General features: G+C 71.7%; 18 protein-coding genes. 2 read left to right on the top strand and 16 right to left on the bottom strand.

The features are described from left to right. Window positions 1-10: 10 nt before the first annotated feature. The 8 genes from KAF39_RS14940 to KAF39_RS14905 form a co-directional block, all read right to left on the bottom strand. Entirely contained in the window at window positions 11-1,711 is a 1,701-nt protein-coding gene (locus tag KAF39_RS14940; RefSeq protein WP_210678488.1) for an ABC transporter ATP-binding protein, read from the bottom strand. A 5-nt stretch (window positions 1,712-1,716) separates the two neighbouring features. Then, window positions 1,717-2,631, bottom strand: coding sequence for an ABC transporter permease (locus KAF39_RS14935; RefSeq protein WP_210678196.1), 915 nt, complete (start codon window positions 2,629-2,631; stop codon window positions 1,717-1,719). After that, complete coding sequence (locus KAF39_RS14930) at window positions 2,628-3,608, bottom strand: ABC transporter permease (RefSeq protein ID WP_210678194.1); 981 nt, start codon at window positions 3,606-3,608, stop codon at window positions 2,628-2,630. The genes KAF39_RS14935 and KAF39_RS14930 overlap by 4 nt, the downstream gene beginning before the upstream one ends. Continuing rightward, complete coding sequence (locus KAF39_RS14925) at window positions 3,605-5,269, bottom strand: ABC transporter substrate-binding protein (protein WP_210678192.1); 1,665 nt, start codon at window positions 5,267-5,269, stop codon at window positions 3,605-3,607. Before KAF39_RS14925 ends, KAF39_RS14930 begins: the two co-directional genes overlap by 4 nt. A gap of 155 nt (window positions 5,270-5,424) precedes the next feature. Next, window positions 5,425-6,525 carry a LacI family DNA-binding transcriptional regulator gene (locus KAF39_RS14920; RefSeq protein WP_210678190.1) on the bottom strand — a complete coding sequence of 367 codons (1,101 nt, stop codon included), beginning with the start codon at window positions 6,523-6,525 and terminating at the stop codon, window positions 5,425-5,427. Between the two features lie 156 nt (window positions 6,526-6,681). Next, window positions 6,682-7,395, bottom strand: coding sequence for a class I SAM-dependent methyltransferase (locus tag KAF39_RS14915; protein WP_210678188.1), 714 nt, complete (start codon window positions 7,393-7,395; stop codon window positions 6,682-6,684). Then, on the bottom strand, window positions 7,392-8,213 hold the full coding sequence (gene rsmI / locus KAF39_RS14910; protein ID WP_210678185.1) for a 16S rRNA (cytidine(1402)-2'-O)-methyltransferase: 822 nt from the start codon (window positions 8,211-8,213) through the stop codon (window positions 7,392-7,394). Before rsmI ends, KAF39_RS14915 begins: the two co-directional genes overlap by 4 nt. A 275-nt stretch (window positions 8,214-8,488) precedes the next feature. Beyond that, a complete protein-coding gene (locus KAF39_RS14905; protein ID WP_210678184.1) occupies window positions 8,489-8,803 on the bottom strand; it encodes a hypothetical protein in 315 nt (104 codons plus the stop codon). 176 nt (window positions 8,804-8,979) lie between these two features. On the opposite strand from KAF39_RS14905, the gene KAF39_RS14900 reads away from it, so the two are divergent. Beyond that, window positions 8,980-10,533 carry a dolichyl-phosphate-mannose--protein mannosyltransferase gene (locus tag KAF39_RS14900; RefSeq protein ID WP_210678182.1) on the top strand — a complete coding sequence of 518 codons (1,554 nt, stop codon included), beginning with the start codon at window positions 8,980-8,982 and terminating at the stop codon, window positions 10,531-10,533. A gap of 37 nt (window positions 10,534-10,570) precedes the next feature. On the opposite strand, the gene KAF39_RS14895 is transcribed toward KAF39_RS14900, so the two are convergent. From KAF39_RS14895 to KAF39_RS14860, 8 genes are all read right to left on the bottom strand, one after another. After that, window positions 10,571-11,050, bottom strand: coding sequence for an Lrp/AsnC family transcriptional regulator (locus tag KAF39_RS14895; protein WP_210678180.1), 480 nt, complete (start codon window positions 11,048-11,050; stop codon window positions 10,571-10,573). A gap of 1 nt (window position 11,051) precedes the next feature. Further along, on the bottom strand, window positions 11,052-12,443 hold the full coding sequence (locus KAF39_RS14890; protein WP_210678178.1) for an amino acid permease: 1,392 nt from the start codon (window positions 12,441-12,443) through the stop codon (window positions 11,052-11,054). Further along, window positions 12,440-13,543 (bottom strand): histidinol-phosphate transaminase, encoded by a 1,104-nt coding sequence (gene hisC / locus KAF39_RS14885; RefSeq protein ID WP_210678176.1) that lies wholly within the window; start codon window positions 13,541-13,543, stop codon window positions 12,440-12,442. The genes KAF39_RS14890 and hisC overlap by 4 nt, the downstream gene beginning before the upstream one ends. 165 nt (window positions 13,544-13,708) lie before the next feature. Further along, complete coding sequence (locus KAF39_RS14880) at window positions 13,709-15,511, bottom strand: thioredoxin domain-containing protein (protein WP_210678174.1); 1,803 nt, start codon at window positions 15,509-15,511, stop codon at window positions 13,709-13,711. A gap of 143 nt (window positions 15,512-15,654) precedes the next feature. After that, on the bottom strand, window positions 15,655-16,224 hold the full coding sequence (gene msuE, locus KAF39_RS14875) for an FMN reductase (protein WP_210678172.1): 570 nt from the start codon (window positions 16,222-16,224) through the stop codon (window positions 15,655-15,657). A gap of 107 nt (window positions 16,225-16,331) precedes the next feature. Further along, entirely contained in the window at window positions 16,332-17,168 is an 837-nt protein-coding gene (locus KAF39_RS14870; RefSeq protein ID WP_210678170.1) for an aldo/keto reductase, read from the bottom strand. A gap of 94 nt (window positions 17,169-17,262) precedes the next feature. Then, window positions 17,263-20,520: a LamG-like jellyroll fold domain-containing protein gene (locus KAF39_RS14865; protein ID WP_307805228.1), complete on the bottom strand. Its 3,258-nt coding sequence runs from the start codon at window positions 20,518-20,520 to the stop codon at window positions 17,263-17,265. A 229-nt stretch (window positions 20,521-20,749) separates the two neighbouring features. Continuing rightward, window positions 20,750-21,955, bottom strand: a complete 1,206-nt coding sequence (locus KAF39_RS14860; RefSeq protein WP_246878774.1) for a heparan-alpha-glucosaminide N-acetyltransferase domain-containing protein — start codon at window positions 21,953-21,955, stop codon at window positions 20,750-20,752. Window positions 21,956-22,021: 66 nt separating this feature from the next. On the opposite strand from KAF39_RS14860, the gene hrpA reads away from it, so the two are divergent. After that, window positions 22,022-26,017 (top strand): ATP-dependent RNA helicase HrpA, encoded by a 3,996-nt coding sequence (hrpA, locus tag KAF39_RS14855; RefSeq protein ID WP_210678166.1) that lies wholly within the window; start codon window positions 22,022-22,024, stop codon window positions 26,015-26,017. Window positions 26,018-26,037 lie beyond the last annotated feature (20 nt).

Below are 26,037 nucleotides of genomic sequence, written 5' to 3'. Positions count from 1 at the left end.
TCGTCGCGCGTCAGCGGGCGCGAGCGGGGTTCGGCACGGCGTCGAGCAGCGCAACCGTGTACGGGTCGTCCGGATGCTGCAGCACCTGCGACGTCTCGCCGCGCTCGACCACCCGCCCGTCGTGGAGCACGAGGATGTTCTCGGTCACGAGGCGCGCGCTGAGCAGATCGTGGGTGATGTAGAGCATGCTGATGCCCCACCGTTCGCGGAGGTCCTCCAGCAGCGCGAGCACGCCGGCGCGCAGCGAGACGTCGAGCATCGACACCGGCTCGTCCGCGATGAGCACCTGCGGGTCGCTCGCGAGCGCGCGGGCGATGACCACCCGCTGCCGCTGCCCGCCGGACAGCTGGTGCGGCAGCTTGGCGGCGAACTGCTCGACGGGTGTCAGACCCACCGTCTCCAGCAGTTCGAGCACACGGGCTCTGGCCTCGGCCCCGCGCAGCCGCGTGTAGTTCACCACTGGGCGGGTGAGGGCGTACTCGACGGTGTGCAGCGGGTTCAGGGCGGCGTACGGATCCTGGAACACCATCTGCACGTCCTTGCGGAGGTCGCGCAGACCCCGCCGCTTCAGGGCGGCGACGTCCGTGTCCCCGAAGCGGATCGTGCCCGCGGTCGGCTTCTCCACCCCGGTGAGCATCTTCGCGATCGTCGACTTCCCCGATCCGGACGCCCCGACCAGCGCGAGCGCCTCTCCCGGCTCCAGGCGGAAGGACACGTCGTCGACCGCGACGACCGGATCCTGCCCGCGGCGCGGTGCCGGATAGCGCTTGGTCACGCCGTCCACGACGATGGCGGCATCCGCCCGGCGGGCGTCCCGCGGCGACACGGTCGGCAGGGTCTCCGTCACGTCGGTCCGGCTCCGCCCCTCGCGGCGACGGGTGCCGAGGTCGACGAATCCGGGGATCTCGATCTTCTCCGCGCGCGGGTCTGCGTAGTGGCTGAGCAGCATCCGGGTGTACTCGTCCTGCGGACGGTGCAGGATGTCCTGGCTGGGCGCGTCCTCCACGATGCGGCCCTCGTGCATGACCATCACCCGGTCGGTCGCCTCGAGGACGATGCCGAGGTCGTGACTGATGAGGATCGCCGTGAAGCGCTCGGACCGCTGCAGCTCCTGGATCGTGTCCATCACGGCGTGCTGGACGAGCACGTCGAGCGCCGTCGTCGGCTCGTCGAACACCATCAGCTGGGGTTCGAGCGAGAGCGCGAGGGCGATCGAGGCGCGCTGCCGCATGCCGCCGGAGAGCTCCCCCGGGTAGCGGTCGAGCACCTCCGGCTGCAGCCCCACCTTGCCGACGAGCTCCCGGGCCCTGGCCTGGCGCTGCTCGGCGGGCACGTGACCGTGCGCGGCGAAGATGTCGCGGAAGTGGTTGCCCACGGTCCGCACGGGGTTCAGCGCGTTCATGCCGGACTGCAGCACCATCGCGAAGCCGCCCTGTCGCTGACGCCGCAGCTCCTCGGCGTCGAGTTCGCGGATGTCCCGCCCGCCGAAGAGGATGCGTCCGCCGCTGATGCGCGCCGGCGGCTTCTGCAGCCGCGTGAGCGCGAAGCCGAGCGTGGACTTGCCCGACCCGGACTCGCCGACGAGGCCGACGAACTCGCCGCGCCGCAGCGCGAACGACACGTCGCGGACCGCCGGCACCGGCGCCTGCCCCGGGGAGGCGTACTCCACCGACAGCGACTGGACGTCGAGGAGGATGTCGTCGTGCTCCATGGCGCTCATCGGCCCTTTCCTTCGCGGAGGCGCGGATTGGAGATGCCGTCCACACCGAAGTTGATGAGTGTGAGGCTGAGGGCGAGCAGCGCGATGCACAGACCCGGGGCGAACAGCAGCAGCCACTGGCCGGTGAGCAGGGAGTTGGAGTTCTGCGCCCAGTAGAGCATCGTGCCCCAGCTGACGATGCTGGAGTCGCCGAGGCCGAGGAACTCCAGTCCCGCCTCCGCGAGGATCGCCGCTGTCGCCGCCCCGAAGAGGGTGCCGGCGATGATCGACGTCATGTTCGGCAGGATCTCCCGGAAGACGATTCGCGCCCTGCTGTCGCCGGAGAACTGCGCCGAGGTGACGAAGTCGTTGCCGCGGAGGGACTGGGTCTGGCTGCGCAGCACGCGGGCGCCCCACGCCCAGCCGGTCACGACGATCACGGCGATGATCATGAGGATGCCGCCGTTCTGCAGGTAGGCGGCGATGACGATCATCAGCGGAAGGCCGGGGATCACGAGGAAGAGGTTCACGATGAACCCGACGACCTCGCCCGCGAAGCCGCGCATGTAGCCCCAGCTCAGACCGATCAGCACGGCGACGATCGTGGACAGCAGTCCTGCCGCGAAACCCACGAGGAGGCTGACCTGCGCGCCGTAGATGAGCTGGCTGAGCACGTCCTCCCCCGCGGCGGTCGTGCCGAGCCAATGCTCCCACGAGGCGTCGGCGTTGCGCGGGAATCCGTTCTCCTTCGGGCCGTAGGGGGCCAGCAGCGGGGCGAACGCCGCGACGAGCACGAAGAACGCGAGCAGGCAGAGCCCGATGCGCGCCTTGCCGTTGGACCACAGCGTGCCGACCATGCGGCCGAAGGCACGCCACGGGCTGGGCGCCGCGATGCGGGGCGCCGGGATCTTGACGTTCATGGTGGAAGTCATCGGCGGGTCCTTGGGTCCAGCACCCCATACAGGATGTCTACGAGGAAGTTGGCGATGAGCACGCTCACGGTGATCATCAGGAAGAGCGCCTGCATGAGCGGGTAGTCCTGCCCGATCACGGCGTTGAAGAGCAGGTAGCCAATGCCCGGGTAGCCGAACACCTGCTCGACGAGGATCGAGCCGCCCACCACGCCGCCGAGCGTGAGCCCGAAGCCGGTGAGGTTCGGCAGGATCGCGTTGCGGGCCGCGTAGCGGAGGGCGATGGTGCGGCCGCGGAGGCCGTTCGCCTCGCCGAAGGTGATGTAGTCCTCGCCGAGCGTGTTGATCATCGCGTTGCGCATGCCGATGATCCAGCCGCCGAGCGACGTGAGCAGGATCGTCAGCGCGGGGAGGAACGCGTGGCGGACGAGGTCGACGATGAAGTCCCAGGTGAACCCGGGGGTGGTCGTCGCGGCGTAGGCGCCGGTGGTCGGGAACCAGTGCAGCACGTAGCCGAGGAAGAACAGCAGCAGCAACGCCGTCCAGAAGTACGGGAAGGTGCTGAGGAACGAGCCCGTGAGCGTCGGCAGCGTGTCGAGCCAGGTGCCGCGGCGCCAGGCGGCCATGACCCCGATCAGCGTGCCGATCACGAACGCGAGGATCGTGACGATGCCCACCAGACCCAGCGTGTACGGCAGCGCGGTGGAGACCATGCTCGACACGGTCTGCGGGTAGAACGTGTAGGAGACCCCGAAGTCGAGGCGGACGACCTGGCCGAGATACGCCACGTACTGGTCCCACACCGAGCCGGTCGGCACGCCGAGCTGCGCCTCGATCGCGGCGCGGGTGGCGTCGGAGACCGGTCCGTTCTGGGAGAGCTTGGCGATCGCGGCGTCGGCGGGCGAGCCGGGCATCAGCCGCGGGAGGAAGAAGTTCAGGGTGATCGCGGCCCACAGGGTGAGCAGGAACAGGCCGATCTTCTGGAGGACGTACTTCATCGGTCTCCCCCGTCCACGCGCGTCAGGTGGGTGAAGATGCCCAGCGGTGCCGAGTCGTAATTCTGCGGGATCATGTACGGGTCGTCCGCGGACGGCCACCCGGTGAACTTCGCGTCGTTGAACAGACCCCAGATGCCGCCGTAGTAGAGCCCGATCACCGGAACCTCCTCATAGACGAGGTTCTGCAGCTCGTGCACGATCTCGGTCTGCTGCGCGGGGTCGATCGTCGAGCGGTACTCCTTCAGCAGGGCATCGGCCTCCGCCGAGCGGTAGCGCTCGAAGTTGTTCGTGGTGACCTCGCCGACGGGCACGTAGAAGTCGCTGGAGAGGAGGCTGTTGAACGCCTGGTACACGTCGCCGTTGCCCATGCCCCCGATCGCCATCTCGAAGTCGCCGTTGCCGATCGCGCTCTGATACCCGGCCGGCTGCGGGAGCTTCAGCGACACCTTCACGCCGATCTCGGCGAGCTGGCGCTGCACCGTCTGGGCGGCCCTCGTCCAGTCGGAGAACCCGTTGGCCGTGGTCAGCGAGAACGCGAGCTGCTCCCCGTCGGGGCCGACCAGCCGATCGCCCTGGAGCGTGTACCCGGACTCGGCGAACGCCGCCAGCGCGGCGTCGCGATCCTGCGTCAGCAGCCCCTGGTCGGGGATGTCCGGGTCGAGGTACTGCTCCTGGTTGGGCAGGATGAGGCCCGTCTGCCCCGCCGGCTCCATGTACCCCTCGGACGCCGTCTCGGCGATCTCCCCGCGGTCGAGCGCGAGCGCGATGCCGCGACGGACGTTGACGTCGTCGAACGGGGCGACCTCGAGGTTGGGCACGAGCGAGATCACGCCGCCCGGCGGGAACCACCAGGTGTTGTCGGGACTCGCCGCACCCCAGGTGCCCTCGACGTCGGAGATGAACGAGTACGCCCAGTCGTAGCCGCGGGTCACGGTGTCGAGCTGGTTGTTCGTCGCGGGCAGGATGATGTGCTCGATCTCGATCTTGTCCGCCTGCCAGTACTCCGGGTTGCGGTCCATCGAGTACTGCTGGTCGTTGTAGTTGCCGAGCACGAACGGCCCGGTGCCGACGGGCTCCTCGTTGCGCCAGGTGGCGGGGTCCTTCACGTCCGCCCACCGGTGCTCGGGAACGATCATCGTCTGCCCGATGATCGACAGCGAGGGGGCGTCGTCGCTCTGCAGGTGGAAGATCACGTCGTCGCCGTCGACCTCGATGCGGTCGATGTGCTGCCACGCGCCCTTGATGTCGAGCGAGGGCTCGTCCTGGATGAGCTGGAACGTGAAGGCGACGTCTTCCGGGGTGAGGGGCTCGCCGTCACTCCACTCCACGCCGTCGCGGACCGTCATGACGATGGTGCGGGCGTCGGGCTGGGTCCACTCCTCGGCGAGCCACGGCGTGAGCTCGCCGTCGAGCGGGTTCACGAGGATGAGCGGCTCGTAGATCCAGCGCGACGCCGCCCGGGTGTTCGTGAGGTACGGATTGAAGTTCCGTGTGAAGAACGGGTTGCCCTTGTCGGCGTTGATGAGCATCGTGTCCTCGCCGATCGAGGGGTCGGGCTGCGAGCTGATCTGGATGCTGCAGCCGCTGAGCGCGACCGCTGCGGCCGCGAGCCCCACGACGGCGGCGCGGCGCCAGCGTCGGAAGGTGTGCGTCTCTGCCACTGGATGACCTCATGTCGTCTCTGTCATGAAGGGCGCCCCGGGGGGTGGGGAGTCCTGCCGGCCGAAGCCGTCCCCCGATTGTAAGCGCATACATTTTTAATCGGCAACCCCTGCCGCCCCCGGACCTGCGCCCCGCCCGGCGGCGGTGCCCCGGGTCACGCGGGGCGCGTCGAGCTCTCGCGCAGGAGGATCTGCAGTGGCAGGCGGGTGGTCAGCGGCGGCGCATCCGGCTGCTCCAGGCGGCGCGCGAGGACCTGCACCGCGGCGCGCCCCAGCTCGATCATCGGCTGCCGGATCGTCGTCAGCGGCGGGGCGGCGAGCGCCGCCGCCTCGATGCCGTCGAACCCGGTCACCCGCACGTCCTCCGGCACCCGGAGTCCGCGGGCCCGGAAGACATCCATGGCCCCCAGAGCCATCTGGTCGTTGGCCGCGATGAGCGCGGCGGGCGCCCCGTCACGGCACACCTGCTCCCCCGCGCGCCGGCCGGAGGCCCGGGTGAAGTCTCCCCGCAGCAGTCGCACCGACGCCGGATCGCGGCCCGCGGCGGCGAGCGCCGCCGACACCCCCGCCCACCGCTCCTCGGCATCGGGCGAGTCGGCCGGTCCCGCGAGGAAGGCGATCTCCCCCTCGCCGACCGCCGCCAGCACATGCCGGGTCAGCTCCCCCATCGCCTCGGCGTTGCTCACCGTGACGTGGTCGTAGTCGTCGCCCCGCGGCGGCCCCGACAGCACCACCACGGGGATGCGACGTGCCAGCCGCGCGAGCACCTCGTCCGGCACGCTGCGCGCCAGCACCATCAGGCCGTCCACGCGCCCGGCCATGTCGCGCACCGTCGACCGGTCGGGATCGTCGCGACCGACGCCCACCATGAGCACGAAACCCTGCTTCCACGCCTCCAGCTCCGCGCCGCGGAGAACCTCGTCCAGGAACAGCATCGACGTGTGCGGAGCCGGGGCCTCGGCGTCCTCCGCCACCACCGTGAACGGCGGGCGGTCGGCGGCCGACAGCACATCGAGCGGCGGGGCGTCCTCCGCCGCATCGAACCCGGGGAAGTACAGCCCGAGCACCCCGGTCCGGCGTTCCGCGAGACCCCGCGCGCTCCCACTGGGGACGTACCCCAGCGCGGAGACCGCGTCGAGCACCCGCTCCCGGGTCGCCGGACGGACGGCCTCCGGCGAGCGCAGCACGCGCGACACGGTCGCGATCGATACGCCCGCCCGGTCGGCGACGTCGTACACCGTCGCGGCCTTGCTCACGCGTGACTCCTTCCGGGCGCGGGATGGTTCTTGTCTGGTTCTGGTCTGGTTCGAGTTCTGACTCTGTCTGGACAGCGTAGGACAGTCCGACCTTTCCCCCCTTCCGCGCCCCTCGCGCGGGCGCGGATCCGCGACGGGGAGCGAACGGCCTGCGGATCAGGAGCGCCGGGCGCGGAGCGCACCGTGGGGGCGGGAGCTGATCTCGCCGGGTTCGCGCTCACGGGTCTCGGACCACTGCACCTCCAGACCGGCCGCGGCGAGCGGTGGGGACAGCGCCTCGACGGTCCAGAAGAAGGCGGGTGCGACGGCATGGGGGAAGACCACCCGGGGTTCGCCGACGAAGTACCCGAGGAGCAGGCTCCCGCCGGGGGCGAGCACCCGCGCGAACTCGGCGAAGACCTCCGGGAGGTCGGCGGGCGGCGTGTGGATCACCGAGTACCACGCGAGGACGCCGCCGACCGCGCCCGATGCCTGCGGCAGCGTCCGGAACGACCCGTGATGGAACGAGAGGTGCGGATACTGCACCATCGCTCCGCGGATGAAGGCGGCGGAGAGGTCGACACCCGCGACATCTCGTCCAGCCCCGGGCTCCGCGCCGCCGTCCCCGTGCAGGAAGGCCGTCCAGTGACCGGGACCGCATCCCGCGTCGAGCAGCATCCCCGGGGTCTCATCGCGCCAGCAGCCGATGAGTGCGCGGTCGCGCGGGTCCATGAGACCCAGGTCTCCCGCGAGTTCCCGGTACTCCGCGGCCCTCTCGTCGTACGCGCGGGCGACGGAGTCCTGCCCGGCGGGAGGTCGCGGATCCGCCGCCGTCTCGCCACTCTCCCCCGCACCCCTGCGACCGGGGTGGGAGTCTGCGGCGGCGCTCATCGCGACCGTGCGGCGAGCGCGGCCTGATAGAGGTCCCGGGAGGACAAGCCCGTCAGCGACGCGACCTCGGAGGCGGCGTCCTTCAACCGCGTGCCGTCCGCGACCAGCGCCTGCACCTGGGCGAGGGCGTCCTCCGGCGAGGCCTCCCGCCGCGGCGCTCCTTCGACGACCACGACGATCTCGCCCCTCAGCCCCTCCGCCGCCCAGGCGGCCAGCTCGGTCGCCGTGCCCCGCCGGACCTCCTCGTACAACTTGGTCAGCTCACGGCACACGGCGATGCGGCGGTCCGCACCGAACGCGGCGCCCATATCGGTGAGGGTCGTCGCCAGGCGCGAGGGCGACTCGAAGAACACCATCGTGCGCGGCTCGGCGGCGAGGGCGGAAAGGGTCGCCCGACGCTCCCCCGGCTTCCGCGGCAGGAACCCCTCGAAGGTGAAGCGGTCCGTCGGCAGCCCCGAGATCGCCAGGGCCATGAGCACCGCGCTGGGCCCCGGGATCGCGGTCACCGTGACCCCCTGCGCCACCGCCTCGGCGACGAGCCCGTACCCGGGGTCGCTCACGGTCGGCATCCCGGCATCACTCAGGACCACGATGTCGGTCTCCGCGGCCAGCGCGGCGAGCTCCCCCGCCTTCTGCTTCTCGTTGTGATCGTGCAACGCGATCAGTCGCGGTCGATTCTCGATCTTCAGCGCCTGCAGGAGCCGCTGCGTGGTGCGGGTGTCCTCGGCGAGGACGACCTCGGCGTTCTCCAGCACCTCCACCAGTCGCCGCGACGCATCGCCCAGATTTCCGATGGGGGTCGCGGCGAGGATGATCACCCGCCCAGCTTAGGCGGGCGGGTGCGGAGACATTCGGTCACCTGCCCGCGCCTCCCGAAACCAGCGACTGACCATCGAGATCACCCCCAACACCAGAAGCGACCCGCATGCGAGGAAGAAGACCCGGAAGCCGATCTCTGAGGCGAGACCCGCGTTGATGAATGCGAGGAAGGCGCAGAACAACGTCGCCACCCATCCGGCGATGCGTGCTCCGGAAGGCCGCGTCGCACCTCGAGACGCGACCGGCCGGCCGTCCTCCCCGGCGCCGACCCGGCTCAGCATGCGAAGTTCCCGCTGCGGGTGCGCTTCTCCTGCGCCATCTGGCCGAGGTAGCCGGCCCACGCTGCCGCACCCCATCCCGGACTGGCGATCGTCGCACCGATCGAGCCGAAGAACCCGCCGACGACTCGCCCCGCCTGCGCCCAGCACGGACCCAGATCTCGCGCCGGCACCCGCAGGACGGAAGTCTCCACGGCGGCTCCTCGCACACGAGGTTCGGGAGCGGCGGAGGCGACCGCCGGGGTGAGCAGGATCAGGGCCACCGTGATGGGGGCGACGAGGAGCACCGCTCTCGAGCGCCTTCTGTTCATGAACGACACCTTTCTGTCGTCGTTTGACGACAGCAAGGCTAGGTGTGCTGGACGGTGATGCCTAGACGCGCGACCACCAGACTGCTGAGATATCGGGATACATCCATGGCATCGACGAGGCCGGAAGCCGCCTCGCGAATCGGCGGGTGCGGAGCACGGTTGTCTAGGCTGGACCGGTGACCGCGCCCGAGCCCCTCCTGCCCCTCCCCGAGGAGCGGCTCACGCGCTACGAGCGGCTGCGCGACCGCGTGCTGGGCGCTCCGGACTGGGGGCGCGCGATCGGCTGGCTGGCGCCGCTGCTCCTCACCGCCCTGGCCGCGGTGCTGCGCCTGGCGAACGTCGGCCACCCGCATCAGCTCGCCTTCGATGAGACCTACTACGTCAAGGACGCCTGGTCGCTGTGGAGTCTCGGCTACGAGGGCGTGTGGGGCGAGAACGCGGACGGCGCCTTCCTCACGCTGCAGGAGCTCCCCCTGACGAACAAGGGCGCCTTCATCGTGCACCCGCCGCTGGGGAAATGGCTCATCGCGCTGGGCATGGCGATCGGCGGACCCGACAACAGCGCGGGATGGCGCCTCGCGACCGCCCTGCTCGGGGCGGGCTCGGTGCTGCTGGTCTTCCTCATCGCGCGTCGGCTGACCGGCTCCGTCGTGGCGGCGACGGTGGCGGGGACGCTCCTCGCGATCGACGGCCTCAGCATCGTCATGAGCCGGATCGCCCTGCTCGACGGCATCCTCACGTTCTTCGTGCTGCTCGGCGTGCTGTTCGTGCTCATCGACCGACAGCGCACGATCCCGCTGCTCGAGCGCCGGGACCCGGACACCGACGACCCGCTCTGGGGGCCGATCCTGTGGCGCCGCCCGTGGCTCGTCGCCGCCGGTCTCGCGCTCGGGGCGGCCTCGGCGGTGAAGTGGTCGGGCCTCTACGTGCTCGCAGGCTTCGGCCTCTACGTCGTCATCACCGACGCCCTCGCCCGACGACGCGGCGGGGTCGTCGTCTGGCCCGCGTCCGCGGTCTTCCGCCAGGGGCCGGTGTCGTTCGTGCTCCTCGTCGTCCCCGCCCTCGCGGTGTACCTCGCGAGCTGGACCGGCTGGCTGGTCACGGCGAACGGCTACGACCGCGGCAGCGACCCGAACCCCCTCGTCGCCCTCTGGAACTATCACCAGGCGATGCTCGGCTTCCACGTGGGCCTCACCCGCGGACACCCCTACGCCAGCCCGGCCTGGGAATGGCCCCTCCTGCTGCGCCCCACGGCGGTATGGGTCGACAGCGACCCCTCCGGCTGCGGCGTCGATCATTGCATCGGCGTGATCTCCGCGATCCCCAACCCGCTCATCTGGTACGGCGGCGTGGCGGCGAGCGTCTACCTGCTGTACCGCCTCGTGCGCGGCTGGATCACCCGGCAGCCGGTCGGCCCCGCCCTCAGCCTCCCGCTCGTCGGACTCGCGGTGACCTACCTGCCCTGGCTGATGTTCCCGGAGCGCACGATCTTCCAGTTCTACACGGTGGTGATGATGCCGTTCCTCGTGCTCGCCCTCACCGTCACGCTGCGCATCATCGCCGGCCGCCGCGACGATCCGCTGCCGCGCCGGCAGTCCGGCGAGCGCACCGTGCTGATCTTCCTCGCCGCCGTCGTGCTCGTCTCGGCGTTCTTCCTGCCGCTGTGGACCGGGATGAGCGTGCCGTACGACTTCTGGCGGCTGCACAACTGGCTGCCCGGCTGGGTCTGACCGCGCCCGGACTCCTGCCCCGGAGTCCTGCGCCGGCTCAGGCCCCCTCGTCGGCCACGTGCTCCACGAGCGGAAGCACCCGCCCGGAGAGATGGGTCCGCATCGCGATCGACGACGCCGTCCGCGCGACGCCGGGCACCAGCGCCACCCGGTCCAGCACCTCCTGGAGCCGCGTGGCGTCCCGCGCCACGAGCCGGAGCTGCATGTCGCTCGCCCCGGTGACCGTGTGCATGTCGACGATCTCCGGCACCGCATCCGCCAGCGCGGTCGCCACGTCGTCGTGCCCGACCTTCTGGTCGATCTCGACAAGACAGAACGCGACGACGCCGTACCCGAACCCGGCCGGGTCGATTCGCGGCACGATCGCCTCGATCACCCCGCCCTCGTGCAGCCGGGCGACCCGGCTGGTCGCGGTCCCCCGCGCGATCCCGAGCCGCCGCGCGCACTCCAGGATCGGCAGTTGCGGCGACTCGGTCAGCAGCCGGATCAGCTCGGCGTCGAGACGATCGATCCGCACGTCACTCCTTGACGATGCCCGGACGGGAGACGCCGCGCGTCAGACGCGCCACGATCAGCAGCACGGCGGTGAGACCGAGCGTCAGCAGCAACTGGGTGCGCGCGGCCGGGTCGATCATCGCGAGCGCGATGACCGCGGCCAGCAGCACCAGGCACAGCCACGACACCCACGGGAACCCCCAGAGCCGCATGGGCATCGCCTCCGCGGCACGGTCGGCCCGCCGCCGCAGCACGATCTGCGAGATCGCCGTCGCCGTCCAGATCACCAGCAGCGTGGAGCCCACGACGTTGAGCAGGGCGGGGAGGACGACGTCGGGGAACGCCCAGTTGAGCCCCACCGTGACGAAGCCGAACGCCACCGACGCCAGCACGGCGACGAACGGCACGCCCTTGAGGCTCGTCCGGGTGACGACCATCGGCGCGAGCCCGCGCTCCCCCAGCGAGTACGCCATCCGGGAGGCCCCGTAGATGTTGGCGTTCATGGCCGACAACAGGGCGATCACCACGATGAGGTCCATGACGAGGCCGACACCCGGCACGTTCAGCGTGTCGAGCACGGCGGAGAACGGACCGGCCTGCACCGCGGGGTCGTCCCACGGCAGCACCGCGACGATGACGAAGATCGACCCCACGTAGAAGATGAGGATCCGGACGAGCACCTCGCGCACAATCCGGCGGATGTTGCGCGAGGGGTCGTCGGACTCGGCGGCCGCGATCGCCACGACCTCCGTGCCGCCGAACGCGAACACGACGATGAGCAGCGCCGCGGCGATGCCGGTGATCCCGTGCGGCGCGAAGCCGCCCTGGTCCACGAGGTTCGAGATGCCGGTCGCCGGCACACCGGGGATCAACCCGACGATCGCGCACACGCCGACGACGAGGAACGCGATGATCGCGGCCACCTTGATCGCCGCGAACCAGAACTCGAAGTTGCCGTAGTTGCGCACGCCGAACAGGTTGACCGCGGTGAGGGCCACCACGAAGAGCAGCACCCAGACCCACGCGGGGATCCCGGGCACCCAGTTCGCCACGATCCCTGCCGCGCCGGTCGCCTCGGCCGCGATCACGACGACGAGCTGGATCCAGTACAGCCAGCCGACGGCGCTTCCCGCACTGCGTCCCATCGCCTTCTGGGCGTAGGAGCTGAAGGCACCGGAGCTCGGGCGGGCCGCCACCATCTCGGCGAGCATCGCCATCACGAGCACGACGATGCCGCCCGCGACGAGGTACGAGATGAGGACGGCGGGCCCGGCGATGCTGATCGCCTGACCGGAGCCGACGAACAGCCCCGCGCCGATCGCGCCGCCGAGCCCCATCATGGAGATCTGGCGGCGGGTGAGGCCCGGGTGCAGGCCCTTCGTGGTCGTCGTCGTGACGGGGACCTCGGTGGTCATGCGCCCACCTCCATCAGGTCGGAATCGTGGTCGGAATCGTGGGCGGAATCGCCGGAGGCCGCGAGCGCGGCTTCGACCCGGTCGATGTCGGCGGCGGAGCCGGACGAGATGCGCACGCCCTCGCCGGGGAAGGCGCGGGCGACCACGCCCCCGGCGTGCAGAAGCGCGTCGAGCTCAGCGGTGCGCTCCCCCGCCGGCACCCAGACGAAGTTGGCCTGCGAGCGGACGGCGGGCCAGCCGGCTGCGGTGAGCACGGTGTACAGCCGATCGCGCTGCGCCACGACCTCGTCGATGCGGACGGCGAGCTCGTCCTCCGCGGCGAGCGAGGCCAGGGCCGCGGCCTGCGCGAGGTCGGTGACCCCGAACGGCACGGCCACCTTGCGCTGCGCCTCGGCGATCGCGGTGGGGGCGATCGCGTAGCCGATGCGGAGTCCGGCGAGCCCGTACGCCTTGGAGAACGTGTGCAGCACCGCCACGTGCGGGTGGCGGCGGAACAGCTCGATGCCCGCACCACGGCTGTCCGTGCGGTCGAAGTGCACGTAGGCCTCGTCGATGACAACGAGGACGTCGTGCGGCACCGCGGCGACGAAGCGCTCCAGGGCCTCGGCGTCGACGACCGTGCCGGTCGGGTTGTTGGGGTTGCACACGAACACCAGGCGCGTGCGCGGCGTGATCGCCGCGCGCATCGCGTCGAGATCGTGTCCGTGGTCGGCATCCAGCGGCACGGCGACGGGCGTCGCCCCGGCGATCCGGACGAGCGAGGGATACGCCTCGAACGACCGCCACGCGAAGACCACCTCGTCACCGTCCCCGGCGACCGCGTGGATGAGCTGGGCGGCGATCTCCACCGACCCCGCCCCGACGGTCACCTGATCCACGTCCACGGCGTACCGGGCGGCGAGCGCCTCCCGCACCGCGGAGGCGCTCATGTCGGGATAGCGGTGGATGCCGGCGAGCCGCTCCTGCACCGCGTGCACGACGGAGGGCAGCGGCGGATGCGGCGACTCGTTCGAGGAGAGCTTGGAGGCACCGGCCGGGGCGGAGCGCCCCTGTCGGTAGGCGGGAACGGCGTCGAGGCCGGCGCGAGCGGAGAGGGGCATCGTCAGAGCATCCTTGCTGTGATCCGAGAGGGGTCGCGTCACCCTAGAACGGATCGCGGGCGCTGGGCAAACCGTGCACCCGAAGCTGCGCATCGCGCGCACTCGACGGGCAGAAGGACGCCGCACGGTAGGCAGAATGCACAGCGCTGCGCCGGAGAAGGGCGCTCACCGTGCGCGCGACACCTCGGCCGGGTCACTCACCGGCAGACGGCAGACGAAGGCGCGGCAGTCGTAGGCGCGCTCGGCGGTCGACTCCTTGCCCTCGAACAGCTCGAACCCCGCGGCGGCGAACGCCGCGGCCTGCGCCGGGGTGACGACGGCGATGACCTCGGCATCGGCTCCGCGGGCCGCGGTGCCGAGCGCCCCATCACGGTCTTCCGTCACCACGACGAGCTGACGGGGCGCGGCGGCGAGACCGGCCGCGACCCGGAGCAGGCTCCCGTGCGCGAAGGGCTGCGCGAGCGCCCGGGAGGCGAGGGCCTCGACGCGCGCGGCCGCAGCCGCGCGATAGCGGTCGCCCGCTCCGAGCCGCCACGCGGTCAGCGCGGCCTGCGCGACCGCGGCCGTGTCGGAGGGGAGGTCGCCGTCGGTGTGGTCGGGTGAGACGGCGATGCCCTGCGCGCGGAGCAGCGGGTCGTCCCCCGCGGTGCCGTCCAACGCCCCGTCGAGCAGGTCGCGGGCCGTGACCGCCCAAGCGACGTCGCCGGTGGCCGCCGCGAGCGCCAACAGCCCCTCGGCGAGGAGGGCGACATCGGCCGTGGTGGCCACGGCGGCGGAAGGCTTCCCGTCCAGCGATGCCCGCACGAGCGCACCGTCTGGCCCGCGATTGGCGCCGAGCACGGCAGCGGCGGCATCCGCGGCGGCGGCGATCCACGCGTCCTCGCCCAGAGCCGCACCCGCCCGGGCGAGTGCCGCGATCGCGAGGCCGTTCCATCCGGTGAGCACCTTGCCGTCCACCGCCGGCGGCTCCAGCGTGGCGCGCTCCGCGACGGGACGCAGGTAGTAGCCGCCCTCGCTGCGCGCCCCGTCGATCCACGACTCGGAGTCCTGCGCGGCACCGAAGCCCCCGCCCGCCCGTCGCAGCGTGCCGAGCAGGAAGCGGGCGACGCCGCGAGCGGTCTCCTCGTCGCCGGCGTCGAGGGCGACCTCGAGCAGCTGGGCGTTGTCGGTCAGCATGCGCTCGTAATGCGGCACGGTCCAGTCGCGCCGGGTCGCGTAGCGGAAGAACCCGCCGTCGGCATCGTGCAGATCCGAGCCCGCCATCGCCGCGAGCGCGCGCTCGGCAGCGGCCGCCGCCTCCGGCGCGGTCTCGCGGATGAGCGGCTCCTGCAGGAAGCGCAACGTGGTCGCGACCGGGAACTTCGGCGCTCCGCCGAAGCCGCCGAACTCGCCGTCCTCCCTGGCGGCGAGACCACGGGCGGCCTCCGCGAGCGCAGCCGGGTCCGGGAGGTCGGAGGGAGTGGCCCGCGCCGCGTCGGCGAGGGCCGCGGTCACCGCATCCGCCGACTCCTCGGCCTCGGCGCGCCGCGTCGTCCACGCCTCGCGGACGGCGGCCAGGACGTCGCGGAACGCCGGCATCGGCGGGCGCGCCGCGGGCGGCCAGTACGTGCCCGCGTAGAACGCCCGGCCGGCGGGAGTCGTGAACACCGTCAACGGCCAGCCGAGGTTCTGCGTGAACGCCGACGCCGCAGCCATGTAGGCGCCGTCGACGTGCGGATGCTCCTCGCGGTCGACCTTCACCGCCACGAAGCCGTCGTTGATCAGAGCCGCCGTCGCCGGGTCGGCGAACGACTCGCGTGCCATCACGTGGCACCAGTGACAGGTCGAGTAGCCGATCGAGATGAGCATCGGGACGTCGCGGCGGCGGGCCTCGGCGAACGCCTCCTCCCCCCACGGATACCAGTCGATGGGGTTGTCGGCATGCGCCCGCAGATACGGGCTGAGGGTGTCGGCGAGACGGTTCGTCATGCGTCCACGCTACGCCGCGGCCCCGGCTCCGGCTCCGGCTCCGGCTCCGGCTCCGGCTCCGGACCAGGATCAGCCGACGAGCAGCTCCGCGTGGCGGGACAGGCCCAACCGTCGAGCAGCTCTGGCGGACCGGTGGCCCCGGATCAGCCGACGAGCAGCTCCGCGGGGCGGGAGGCGGTGTAGCCGACGAGCGGGAGGGCCCGCTCGGCCGCCAGGGCGATGCGCGAGCGCAGCACGTCGGTCGCCACGTCGTAGCCGTCGAAGTCGGTGGTGCTCGCGTACACGCCGAGCGGCAGCGTCAGGGCCTGGAAGAACGCGAACAGCGGGCGCAGCTGGTGCTCGATCATGAGGGCGTGCCGCTCGCCGCCTCCGGTCGCCGCGAGGAGCACCGGCGTGCCGACGAGGGCGTACTGGTCGACGAAATCGAACAGGTGCTTGAACAGCCCCGTGAACGAGGCGCGATACACCGGGCTGCCCACGATGAGGAGGTCGGCGGTCTCGATCGCCTGCAGGAGCGCCTCCACCTCCGGCGGGAGCTGGTCACGGGTGAGAGCACCCGCGAGCGAGGGGCCGATCTGCGTGAGCTCGATCAGCTGCGCCTCGACCGGGGCACGCTCGGCGACCGCGGCGGTGATCGCGCGCAGGAGGGCGGTGGTCTTGCTCGGCTCGTGCAGGGAGCCCGAGACGGCGACGACACGGAGCGGGGCTGTCATGGGCTCGACGGTACCGACGCGGACGCCCCGTGTCGCGCGAAGCGACACGGGGCGTCATGTGGAACGGAGACGAGCCGCGGGCCGCGGGCTCGGGAGCACGGCTCCGGTCAGTTGACCTCGTCGGGGTGCGAGCCCACCCGGCCGGAGCCGTCGAGCGGGTCGAGGGCGTCGATCGCGGCGATCTCGGCGTCGGTCAGCTCGAAGCCGAACACGTCGAGGTTCTCCCGCAGGCGCTCGGGGCGCACCGACTTCGGGAAGACGATGATGCCCTTCTGCAGGTGCCAGCGCAGGACGGCCTGCGCCGGGGTGACGCCGTGGGCCGCGGCCGCGTCGGCGACCGCCGGGGTGCCGAAGAGGTCGTACTTGCCCTGACCCAGCGGACCCCACGCCTCGATGCGGACGCCGTTCGCGTCAGCCCAGGCGACCTCCTCGCGGCGCTGGTACGCCGGGTGCAGCTCGATCTGGTTCACGGCGGGGACGACACCGGTCTCCTTCACCGTGCGCTCCAGGTGCGGGACGAGGAAGTTCGAGACGCCGATGCTGCGGGTCAGGCCCGCGTCGCGCAGTTCGATGAGCTTCGCGAACGCGTGGACGTAGTCGTCCTTCGCCGGCGTGGGCCAGTGCACGAGGTAGAGGTCGACCTGCTCCAGGCCGAGCTTCTCGAGGCTCTCGCCGATCGCGGCGCGGGGCTCGTCGTCGTGGTGCCGGTCGTTCCACAGCTTGGTGGTGACGAACAGCTCCTCGCGCGGGATGCCCGAGGACGCGATGGCCGCGCCGACGCCCTCCTCGTTGCCGTAGATCGCGGCGGTGTCGATGTGGCGGTACCCGATCTCGAGGGCCTCGCTCACCGCCTTCTCGGTCTCTGCCGGCGGCACCTTGAAGACGCCGTAGCCCAGCTGGGGGATGGAGTTGCCGTCGTTCAGTTCGAGTGCAGGAATGGTCATCCCCCCAGCCTAGGACCTGTGATGACAAGTGGCACAGCGGTGCGCGGACCGCGTCACGGGGACGCGGGCCGCCGCCGCTCCGCCGCCCGGCTGCTCACTCTCCGATCCGGACGGTCTTGACCTCGTTCACCCGCACGACGTTGGTGCCGGTCGCGGTGCCGCCCCGGTAGGCGAACACCGAGGGCGAGCCCTCGCCCTGCAGCGCCGGAGTCGCGTCGGTGGTGGACACCTGCCACGTCGCCGGTTCCGGCTGCCCGTCGGCCCACACCTTGGCGCGGATGGTCGTCGACGCCGATCCGGTCGTCTCCGTCGACAGGTGGAACACGGTGCCGGCGCTCCAGGTCAGTCCCGGCACGGCGGCGCTCGCGACGGCCGTCCCGTTGCGCTGGATCACGACCCACGTCGCCCCGTCGGCGCGGTGCCACGCCAGGGCGCGGTATCCGGCGTCCGCGTTGCGACGGGAACCCGCGCCGACATAGACGGTGCCCGACTCCGGGCCGCCGGAGAGCGTGTACGTCATGGTGGTGGCGGAGTCCCGCACCGACGCATCGTCCAGCAGCATCTCGCGGGTCTGCCCGGCGACGAGGTCGATCACCCCGGCGCCGTCCGCCACGGAGAGCGCCGTCGACTTGCCCTGCAGGGGCGTCCACGCGCCGCCGACCTCGGCGGTGCCCCAGCCGGATTCCACCGCACGGTCGAACGCGTCGGATGCCACCACGACATCGGCCACGACGGGCGCGGTCACCACGACCTGCTTCTCGGTCGACGCCGACAGTCCGCTGCTGTCGGTCACGGTCAGCCGCACGGTGTAGGTCCCGGCCGCCGCATAGTCATGCGTCGCCGTGGCGCCCGTCGCCGACGAACCGTCGCCGAAGTCCCACGCGTAGCCGCTGAGGGACGCCGCGCCGTCGGCCGTCGAGCCCGACCCGTCGACCGCGACGGTCAGGTCGGTCGCCTGGGCCGTGAAGGCCGCGGTCGGCGCCTTCAGGCCCGCGCCCAGCTGGAAGTGCGCGCGCACCTGGTCCGCGTGCAGCGTGAACGGGTACACCGCGGCCTCGTCCAGCGACCCCTTGAAGTAGTTCGACGAGGGAGCCGAGGGCCAGCCGGTCAGCGCGTCGCCGCCGATGCGGAGGTACGCGGGGTCGGTCTTGGCCGTCGTGACCGCGGCGTCCGACGCAACGAGCTCGCCGTCGACGTACAGCGTCATCCCGGATGCCCCCTGCGACACGACCGCGTGATGCCAGACGCCATCGTTCAGCGCCGTGCGTCCGGCGATCGTGGCGCGGGTCTTCCCCGCGGAGACGCCGAAGGTCAGGGTGCCGCTGTTGGTCATGTACAGCAGCCGGTCGACGCTCGCGGAGCTGCCCGTCTTGGCCGCTCCGGAGCCGATGAGCAGACCACCGGTCTTCGTGGTGGTCCGGAACCAGATCTCCGAGGAGAACTCGCTCGACACCGGCGCCTTCGCATCGGACGACACCCGCCCGGTCGTGGTGCCGGTGAAGGTGGTCGAACCGGTGCCGCTGTTCTCGATGCCCGACGACGAGGAGGTGGCCCCCGTGCCGCTCACCGGGTTGTTCGATCCGGCCCAGTCCTTCGAGACGGTGCCCATCGGGTAGTACAGCGACGGCTTGTCCGCGAGGATCCTCTTCGTGTAGGCCGAGGCGGTGCCCGCCGTGGCCTTCGCGTTCACGCTCGCGCTCGTGGCGATGTTGCCGTCGCGGTCCTTCGCGACCACCGTGTAGCTCTGCGTGGCCCCCGGGGTCGCCGTCGGGTCGTCGAGGGTGACCGTCGACTGCTTCCACCATGTGCCGCTTGCCGTCGCGGTGGCCACCGGCTCCGCCGCACCGGCCCGGTGCAGTTCGTAGGTGAGGGTCAGGTCGTCCCGATCCCAGTTCGTGGGGATCGACACCCGCGCGGTGCCGGGGACGGGCGACGTCCCCGCCGTGGGCTTCCACGCCGCATCGGACAGCCGGGGGCCGTCCTTCGCGCCGCCCGGGGGGTTCGTGGAGAAACGCACCAGCCCCTCGAACTGCCCGTTGTTGACCGAGCGGAACTCTCCGCCGATCGAGATCATGTCGCCGGCACCCGTGATCGACAGGCCCGCCTGGCCGAGGCCGCTCGTGGTGCCGACCGCGAAGTCCGGCGCCCACTGATACGGCGACGGCGCGGGAGTGCCCGCCCAGTTGGCGTACCCGGAGTAGGTGTTCGCGGAGAGGGTTCCGCGCGCGTCGGTCGTGTAGGCCTCGGCGTACTGGTATACCGCCGGGTTCTTCTGCGGCTGGAGACCCATCGTGTTGCAGGAGTGCATGTGGCTGGTGGTGTAGACCACCGCGCCGGTCGAGTACACGCCGTAATGGTCGCCGTGGCAGTCGGCGATCCACCGCACCGCCCCCGTGCCGGCCTCCGCCGCGAACGTGCCCTCGAGGTTGCCGCCGCCGGCCCAGCTCCAGCCGGTGCCGTAGACGGTGTTCGCGTCCGTCGCGAGCGCGAAGATGCCGGAGTTGCTGTTGCTGCCGCTGTTCTTCACGACCTGGGAGATGCCCCAGGCGGTGTCGACCGCCCCCGTGGACTTGTCGACGGCCGCGGTGCCGCGCAGGGTGCTGCCGTTCACCGTGGAGAAGCGCCCGCCGACGATGACCTTGGCTCCCGCCGGGTCCATCACGAGCGCATCGACCTGACGGTCCGCCTGCGGAGCCCAGCTCAGCAGCGCCCCGTTCTTCTGGTCGAAGGCGGCGAGGTTCTTCCGGGCGACGCCGTTGGCCTGGGTGAACAGACCGCCGAGGTAGATATTCGATCCGTCGGTCGTGATCGCGTACACACCGCTGCCGCCGATCGACGGCGCGAACTGCGGGACCAGCTCCCCGGTCTTGGCGTCGAGCGCCGCGAAGTTCCAGCGGTCCTTGCCGTTGACCTTGTTGAAGGTGCCGCCAATGTAGATGCGGGACCCGTCGGGCGATGCCGCGACGGCCTTGATGACGCCGTTGACCGTAGGCGCGAACGAGGACAGGGCGCCGGAGACGATGTCGTACGCCAGCACGTTCGAGCGGGTGGTCAGGGCCGTGCCGGGCGCGGCCTTCGGCTCACGCGCGTTGTCGAACTTGCCCACCGCGTACACCGTCGTGCCGATCGTGGTCTGCGCCCAGACGTACCCGTTGTCGATCTGGACGGTCGGAATCGGATCCGACGTCACCACGTTCTCATCGCGCTGCAGCTGCGGCGGCACCGTCGGCGGCACATCCGCCGCCGCGGCCCCCGCTGCTCCCACGCCCGACAGACCCGCGACCAGCAGGCCGGCCGTCAGCACTGATGCGACGGCAGCGCGCGCCCGTCGCCCGAAATTCGTGTTCCCCACCATGACTCCCCAGCCGATGTCGTTCCGAACTCCGCGTCGTCACCCTCCGCGCGCTCGACGACATCGAGACGGCGACGGATCGCCGTGACGCGGTGGTGCGAACTCCCCAGTTCGGAACTCCCCAGTCCGTCCGGCCGTGCCGGACAGGTGCGGACGCCAGACAAGCGCCGCGCCCCCACGCTAACACATCGTGTCCCCCGCTCCGGAGCCGCGCTCGGCACCCCCGGGATCAGCGCCGCGGGACCGCCGCCATGGCTGCTGCGCCCCGTCCGACCAGGCGCTCGAGGGGCCCGCGTCCGACGAACATCGACCAGAGCGTCGTCACGAGCAGCAATCCGAGGGCCGTCGCCACCCACAGGGCGTTGCTCGCGACGAACCCTCCGGGGCCGGCGACCAGCACGACCGAGAGGACGTGCGCCGTGTATGCCGTCAGCGGCATGGAGCCGAGGGCACCGAGCGGCAGCAGCACCCAGCGGAGCGGACGGCTGAGCAGCAGACACAGCGCGATCACGGCGAGCGCGAAGCCACCGGAGCCGAGGACCTCGGCCGTCCCGCCGCTGTGCGGGCCCGCGGCGAGCACGGCGCGGACCGCGGAGCCGAGCGGATCCGTCGCGGCGAGAGCCTCCGGGTAGTTCTCCCACCCCGCGGGAACGCTCACGTCCTCCGGGAGGAAGGACGAGGAATCAGCGGTGTCGCTCCACGAGGAGGCACTCGATCCGGAAACGCCGACGCCACCGTCGGCACCGCCGTCGATGGCACAGCCGACGGCGCCCAGCCCGTACCCGACCACGGCCAACAGCACCCCCACGACGAGGGCCACCACGGCCGTGCGCACCTGGTCCACCCGGAGGCGGCCGAGGGCCATGCCGGCGAGGACGAGGGCCAGCCACACGGTGAGGGGATAGGTGCCGTACAGCACGAAGCCGATCCCCGCCCCGTACGGCTGCAGCGCGATCGCGTGCAGGAGGGCCAGCAGCGCCGGACCGACCAGGGCGAGGACGGCCGCGGCGATGAGCAGCCGGCGCGGACGCCACCGCAGCACCGGGATGACGGCGATGTAGAGGAGACCGTAGAGCGTCAGGATCACGGCGATGGGCGTGTTGAGCAGCTCCAGCACCAGACCGATCAGGAAGATCACCGCGCCGCGACCGACGAGCGCGAGCCGGAGGCTCGGCACGCGCTCCGGCGCCGGGAGCACGTGCCGTCCGGTCATGAGGGCGATCGACACCCCGGCGAGCAGAGCGAAGAGGATCGACGAGCGACCGTTCACGAGGTCGGTCCACGTGCCGGGGTCGCCCCACTCGAAAGCGTCCGTCACCGCGATGTGGGCCGCGGCCATGCCGAGGATCGCGATCCCCCGCGCGACGTCGAGCCCGAGGATGCGCGGCGGCCGGCCGAACTCGTGGAACCAGCGCACGGGACGCAGAGCAGTCATCACCCGATGATCGTATGCGTCGATCACGGCGGCCTCCGCACGCATCCCGGCATACGATGGAGGGCTATGTCCTCCCCCGTGATCTCCTATCCCCCGGAGCTGCCCGTCAGCGCCGCCCGGGACGAGATCGCCGACGCCGTCCGCGACCACCAGGTCGTGATCGTCGCCGGGGCGACCGGGTCGGGGAAGACCACGCAGCTGCCCAAGATCGCCCTGGAGCTGGGCCGCGAGCGCATCGCCCACACCCAGCCGCGGCGACTGGCCGCCCGCACGATCGCCGAGCGCGTCGCCGAGGAGCTGCAGGTCGAGCTCGGCACGCTCGTCGGCTACAAGGTGCGCTTCACCGACAAGGTCTCCGACGCGACCCGCATCGCGCTGATGACCGACGGGATCCTCCTCAACGAGATCCACCGCGATCGTCTGCTGACGCGCTACGACACGATCATCATCGACGAGGCGCACGAGCGCTCCCTCAACGTCGACTTCCTGCTCGGCTACCTCGCCCGCATCCTCCCGGAACGCCCCGATCTGAAGGTGATCATCACCTCCGCCACGATCGACCCCGAGAGCTTCGCACGGCACTTCGCCACGGCGGACGGCACTCCCGCGCCCGTCATCGAGGTCTCCGGGCGCACCTACCCCGTCGAGATCCGCTACCGGCCCCTCGTCGAGGAGGGGACGGAGGAGGATGCCGCCTCCGGCGACCCGGAGGACGAGGTGAGCGCGATCGTCACGGCGCTCCGCGAACTCGACCGCGAAGCGCCCGGCGATGTGCTCGTGTTCCTGCCGGGTGAGGCGGAGATCCGCGACGCGGCCGACGCCGTGCGCGCCGCCTACGCGAAGGACCGTTCGCCCACCGAGGTCCTCCCCCTGTTCGGCCGGCTCTCCGCCGCGGAGCAGCACCGGGTGTTCGAGCGCAGCACCGTGGCCGGCGTCCGTCGCCGGGTCGTGCTCGCGACGAACGTGGCCGAGACGAGCCTCACGGTGCCCGGCATCAAATACGTCATCGACACCGGCACCGCGCGCATCTCCCGGTACAGCAACCGCTCGAAGGTGCAGCGGCTGCCCATCGAGGCCATCTCCCAGGCCTCGGCGAATCAGCGCTCCGGGCGCGCCGGCCGTACGAGTGACGGCATCGCCATCCGCCTGTACTCCGAGGAGGACTACGCACGGCGTCCCGAGTTCACCGAACCCGAGATCCTGCGCACCTCGCTCGCCTCCGTCATCCTGCAGATGCTCGCGCTCGGCTTCGGCGACATCACGGCGTTCCCCTTCCTCACCCCACCCGACTCCCGAGGCGTGAAGGCCGCGTTCGACCTGCTCACCGAACTCGGCGCCCTCCGATCCGCGCAGGGGCCGGATGACAGCCCCCGGCTCACCCGCATCGGGCGCGACATCGCCCGGATGCCGATGGACCCGCGGTTCGCGCGGATGCTCATCGAGGCGAGCCCTTCGACAGGCTCAGGGACCCAGCGGGGGTCGGGCCCTTCGACAGGCTCAGGGACCCAGCGGGGCTCAGGGACCCAGGCGGTGCTGCGGGACGTGCTCGCCATCGTCGCGGGGCTGTCGATCCAGGACGTGCGGGAGCGACCCGAGGAGCGCCGCGAGGAGGCCGACCGGCTACACGCGCGCTTCGTCGACCCGACGAGCGACTTCCTCACCCTCCTGAATCTCTGGAACCACCTACGCGAGCAGCAGCGCGAACTGGGCTCCAGCGCGTTCCGCCGGCTGTGCCGCAGCGAGCACCTCAACTACGTCCGCGTCCGCGAGTGGTTCGACGTGCACCGCCAGCTGCGGACGCTCGTGAAGACCAACGACCGGGGCGCGGAGCCGGGCGGCGCGGCGGACCCGGACGCCATCCACCGCGCGCTGCTGTCCGGACTGCTGTCGCAGATCGGCGTCCTCGACGAGCGCACCGCCCCCGCGGGCAAGAACCACGCCCCCGCGAAGGACGCCCGCCGCCGGATCACCGAGTACCGAGGCGCGCGCGGCATCCGCTTCTCGATCTTCCCGGGATCGGGCCTGCGCAAGAAGAGCCCCCGGGCGGTCATGGCCGCCGAGATCGTGGAGACCTCCCGCACATTCGCTCGCACGGTCGCCGCCATCGACCCGGCCTGGGCCGAACCCCTCGCCGGCGACCTCGCGAAGCGGCAGGTCACCGAGCCGCACTGGTCCAAGGACGCCGGCGCCGCCGTGGCGTTCGAGAAGGTCACCCTGTTCGGGGTCGAGATCATCCCGCGCCGCCGGGTGCAGTTCGCCCGCATCGACCGGGCCGCCTCGCGCGAGCTCTTCGTGCGTCATGCGCTCGTCGAGGGCGAATGGGACCCGTCCCGCATCGACAAGCGGGTCAGCGCGTTCTGGCGCAGCAACGCCGAGCTCCGCCGCCGCCTGGAGAAGCTCGAGGAGCGCGAGCGGCGCCGCGACATCCTGGCCGGCGACGAGGCCGTCTTCCGCTTCTACGACGAGCGCATCCCCGCCGACGTTTTCGACGTGCGCTCGTTCGAGAAGTGGTGGCGCGAGGCGCTGACCGCGACGCCGAAGCTGCTCGTGATGCGCGAGAGCGACCTCATCGACGACGAGGACCGCGCCGACCAGCGCGAGTTCCCGACCCGGTGGACCCAGGGCGACCAGCTGCTCGGCCTCGCGTACCGGTTCGAGCCGGGTGCCCCCGACGACGGCGTGAGCGTCGTGGTCCCGCTGCCGCTGCTCGCCCAGATCGAGGACCGCGGTTTCGACTGGCAGGTGCCGGGGCTCCGTGCCGAGCTCGTCACCGGGCTGCTGCGTGCGCTGCCCAAGGCCATCCGGCGCCACGTCGTCCCCGCCGCCGACTGGGCCGAGAAGTTCGGCGCGGCGCTGGCCGACGAGGGACCGGAGGCGCACGGCGGCCTCCCCCCGCGCACCCTCAAGGAGGCGCTCGCACGGCTCGTGCAGCCGCTCGCGAACCAGGTGGTCACGGCCGCCGACTTCGACGACGACCGGGTGCCGGCGCACCTGCGCATGAACTTCCGCGCCGTGGACGAGCGCGGACGCGTCGTCGGGTCCGGGCGCGATCTCCGGGCGCTGCAGGCCGAGCTCTCCGACCGGGCGCGCACCAGCGTCGCCCGCTCCATCGCCCGCCCCGGGCGCGCGGAGGCACCGGGACCGCGCGGCGCGGAGCGCGTGGCCGCCGCGCCCGTCGAGCAGACCGGCCTGACGGGGTGGACGTTCGGCGACCTCCCGGCGGTCATCGACACGAAGGTCGCCGGCGGCGTCGTCCGCGGGTATCCGGCGATCATCGATGCCGGCAAGAGCGTGTCGGTGCGGGTCGAGGCGACCCCCGACGCCGCAGCCGCCGCCACACGCGACGGCGTGCTGCGTCTCGTCCTGCTCGCGGTGCCGTCGCCGTCCTCGTACGTGCAGCAGCACCTCACCAGCCAGGAGAAGCTCGCGCTCGCCGCCTCGCCGTACCCGTCGGCGGCCGCGCTCATCGAGGACTGCCGGGCCGCCGTCGCCCGCCGCGTCATCGATGCCGCGACCGGAGGTGCCGACGGCCGCGACCGCGGCGTCGTGCGCACCGAGGCCGAGTTCGCCCGGGTGCGCGACGCCGTCTCGGCCGTGCTCGTCGACGATCTCTTCGCCTGCGTCTCGCTCGTCGCCCGCATCCTCACGAAGGCGCGGGAGGTGGAGCGGGGCATCAAGGCGCAGAACTCGCTGGCGCTGCTCGGCCCGCTCAACGACATCCGCACCCAGCTCTCCGGGCTGCTGCACCCCGGATTCGTCGCGGCGGCGGGAGTCGACCGGCTCGCCCACTTCCCCCGCTACCTCGACGGCATGATCGACCGGCTGAAGACCCTCGCGAACGAGCCGGGCAAGGACCGCGCGCGGATGACCGAGTTCGAGCGGATGGCGGTGCTGTTCGCGGACGCCGGGGGCACGATCCCCCTCGCGCCCGACGCTTCCCCCGCGATCGTCGAGGTGCGCTGGCTGCTGGAGGAGTACCGGGTCAGCGTCTTCGCCCAGCGCCTCGGCACCGCGCAGCCGGTGTCGCCGCAGCGGATCACCAAGGCGCTCGCAGGGAAGTGACCCCCGCCGGGTAGCCTGAG

The sequence above is a fragment of the Microbacterium sp. BLY genome (assembly GCF_017939615.1).
Taxonomy (GTDB): Bacteria; Actinomycetota; Actinomycetes; order Actinomycetales; family Microbacteriaceae; genus Microbacterium.
The sequence above is the reverse complement of the archived record's forward strand: the minus strand, read 5'-3'. Positions and strand labels throughout refer to the sequence as shown.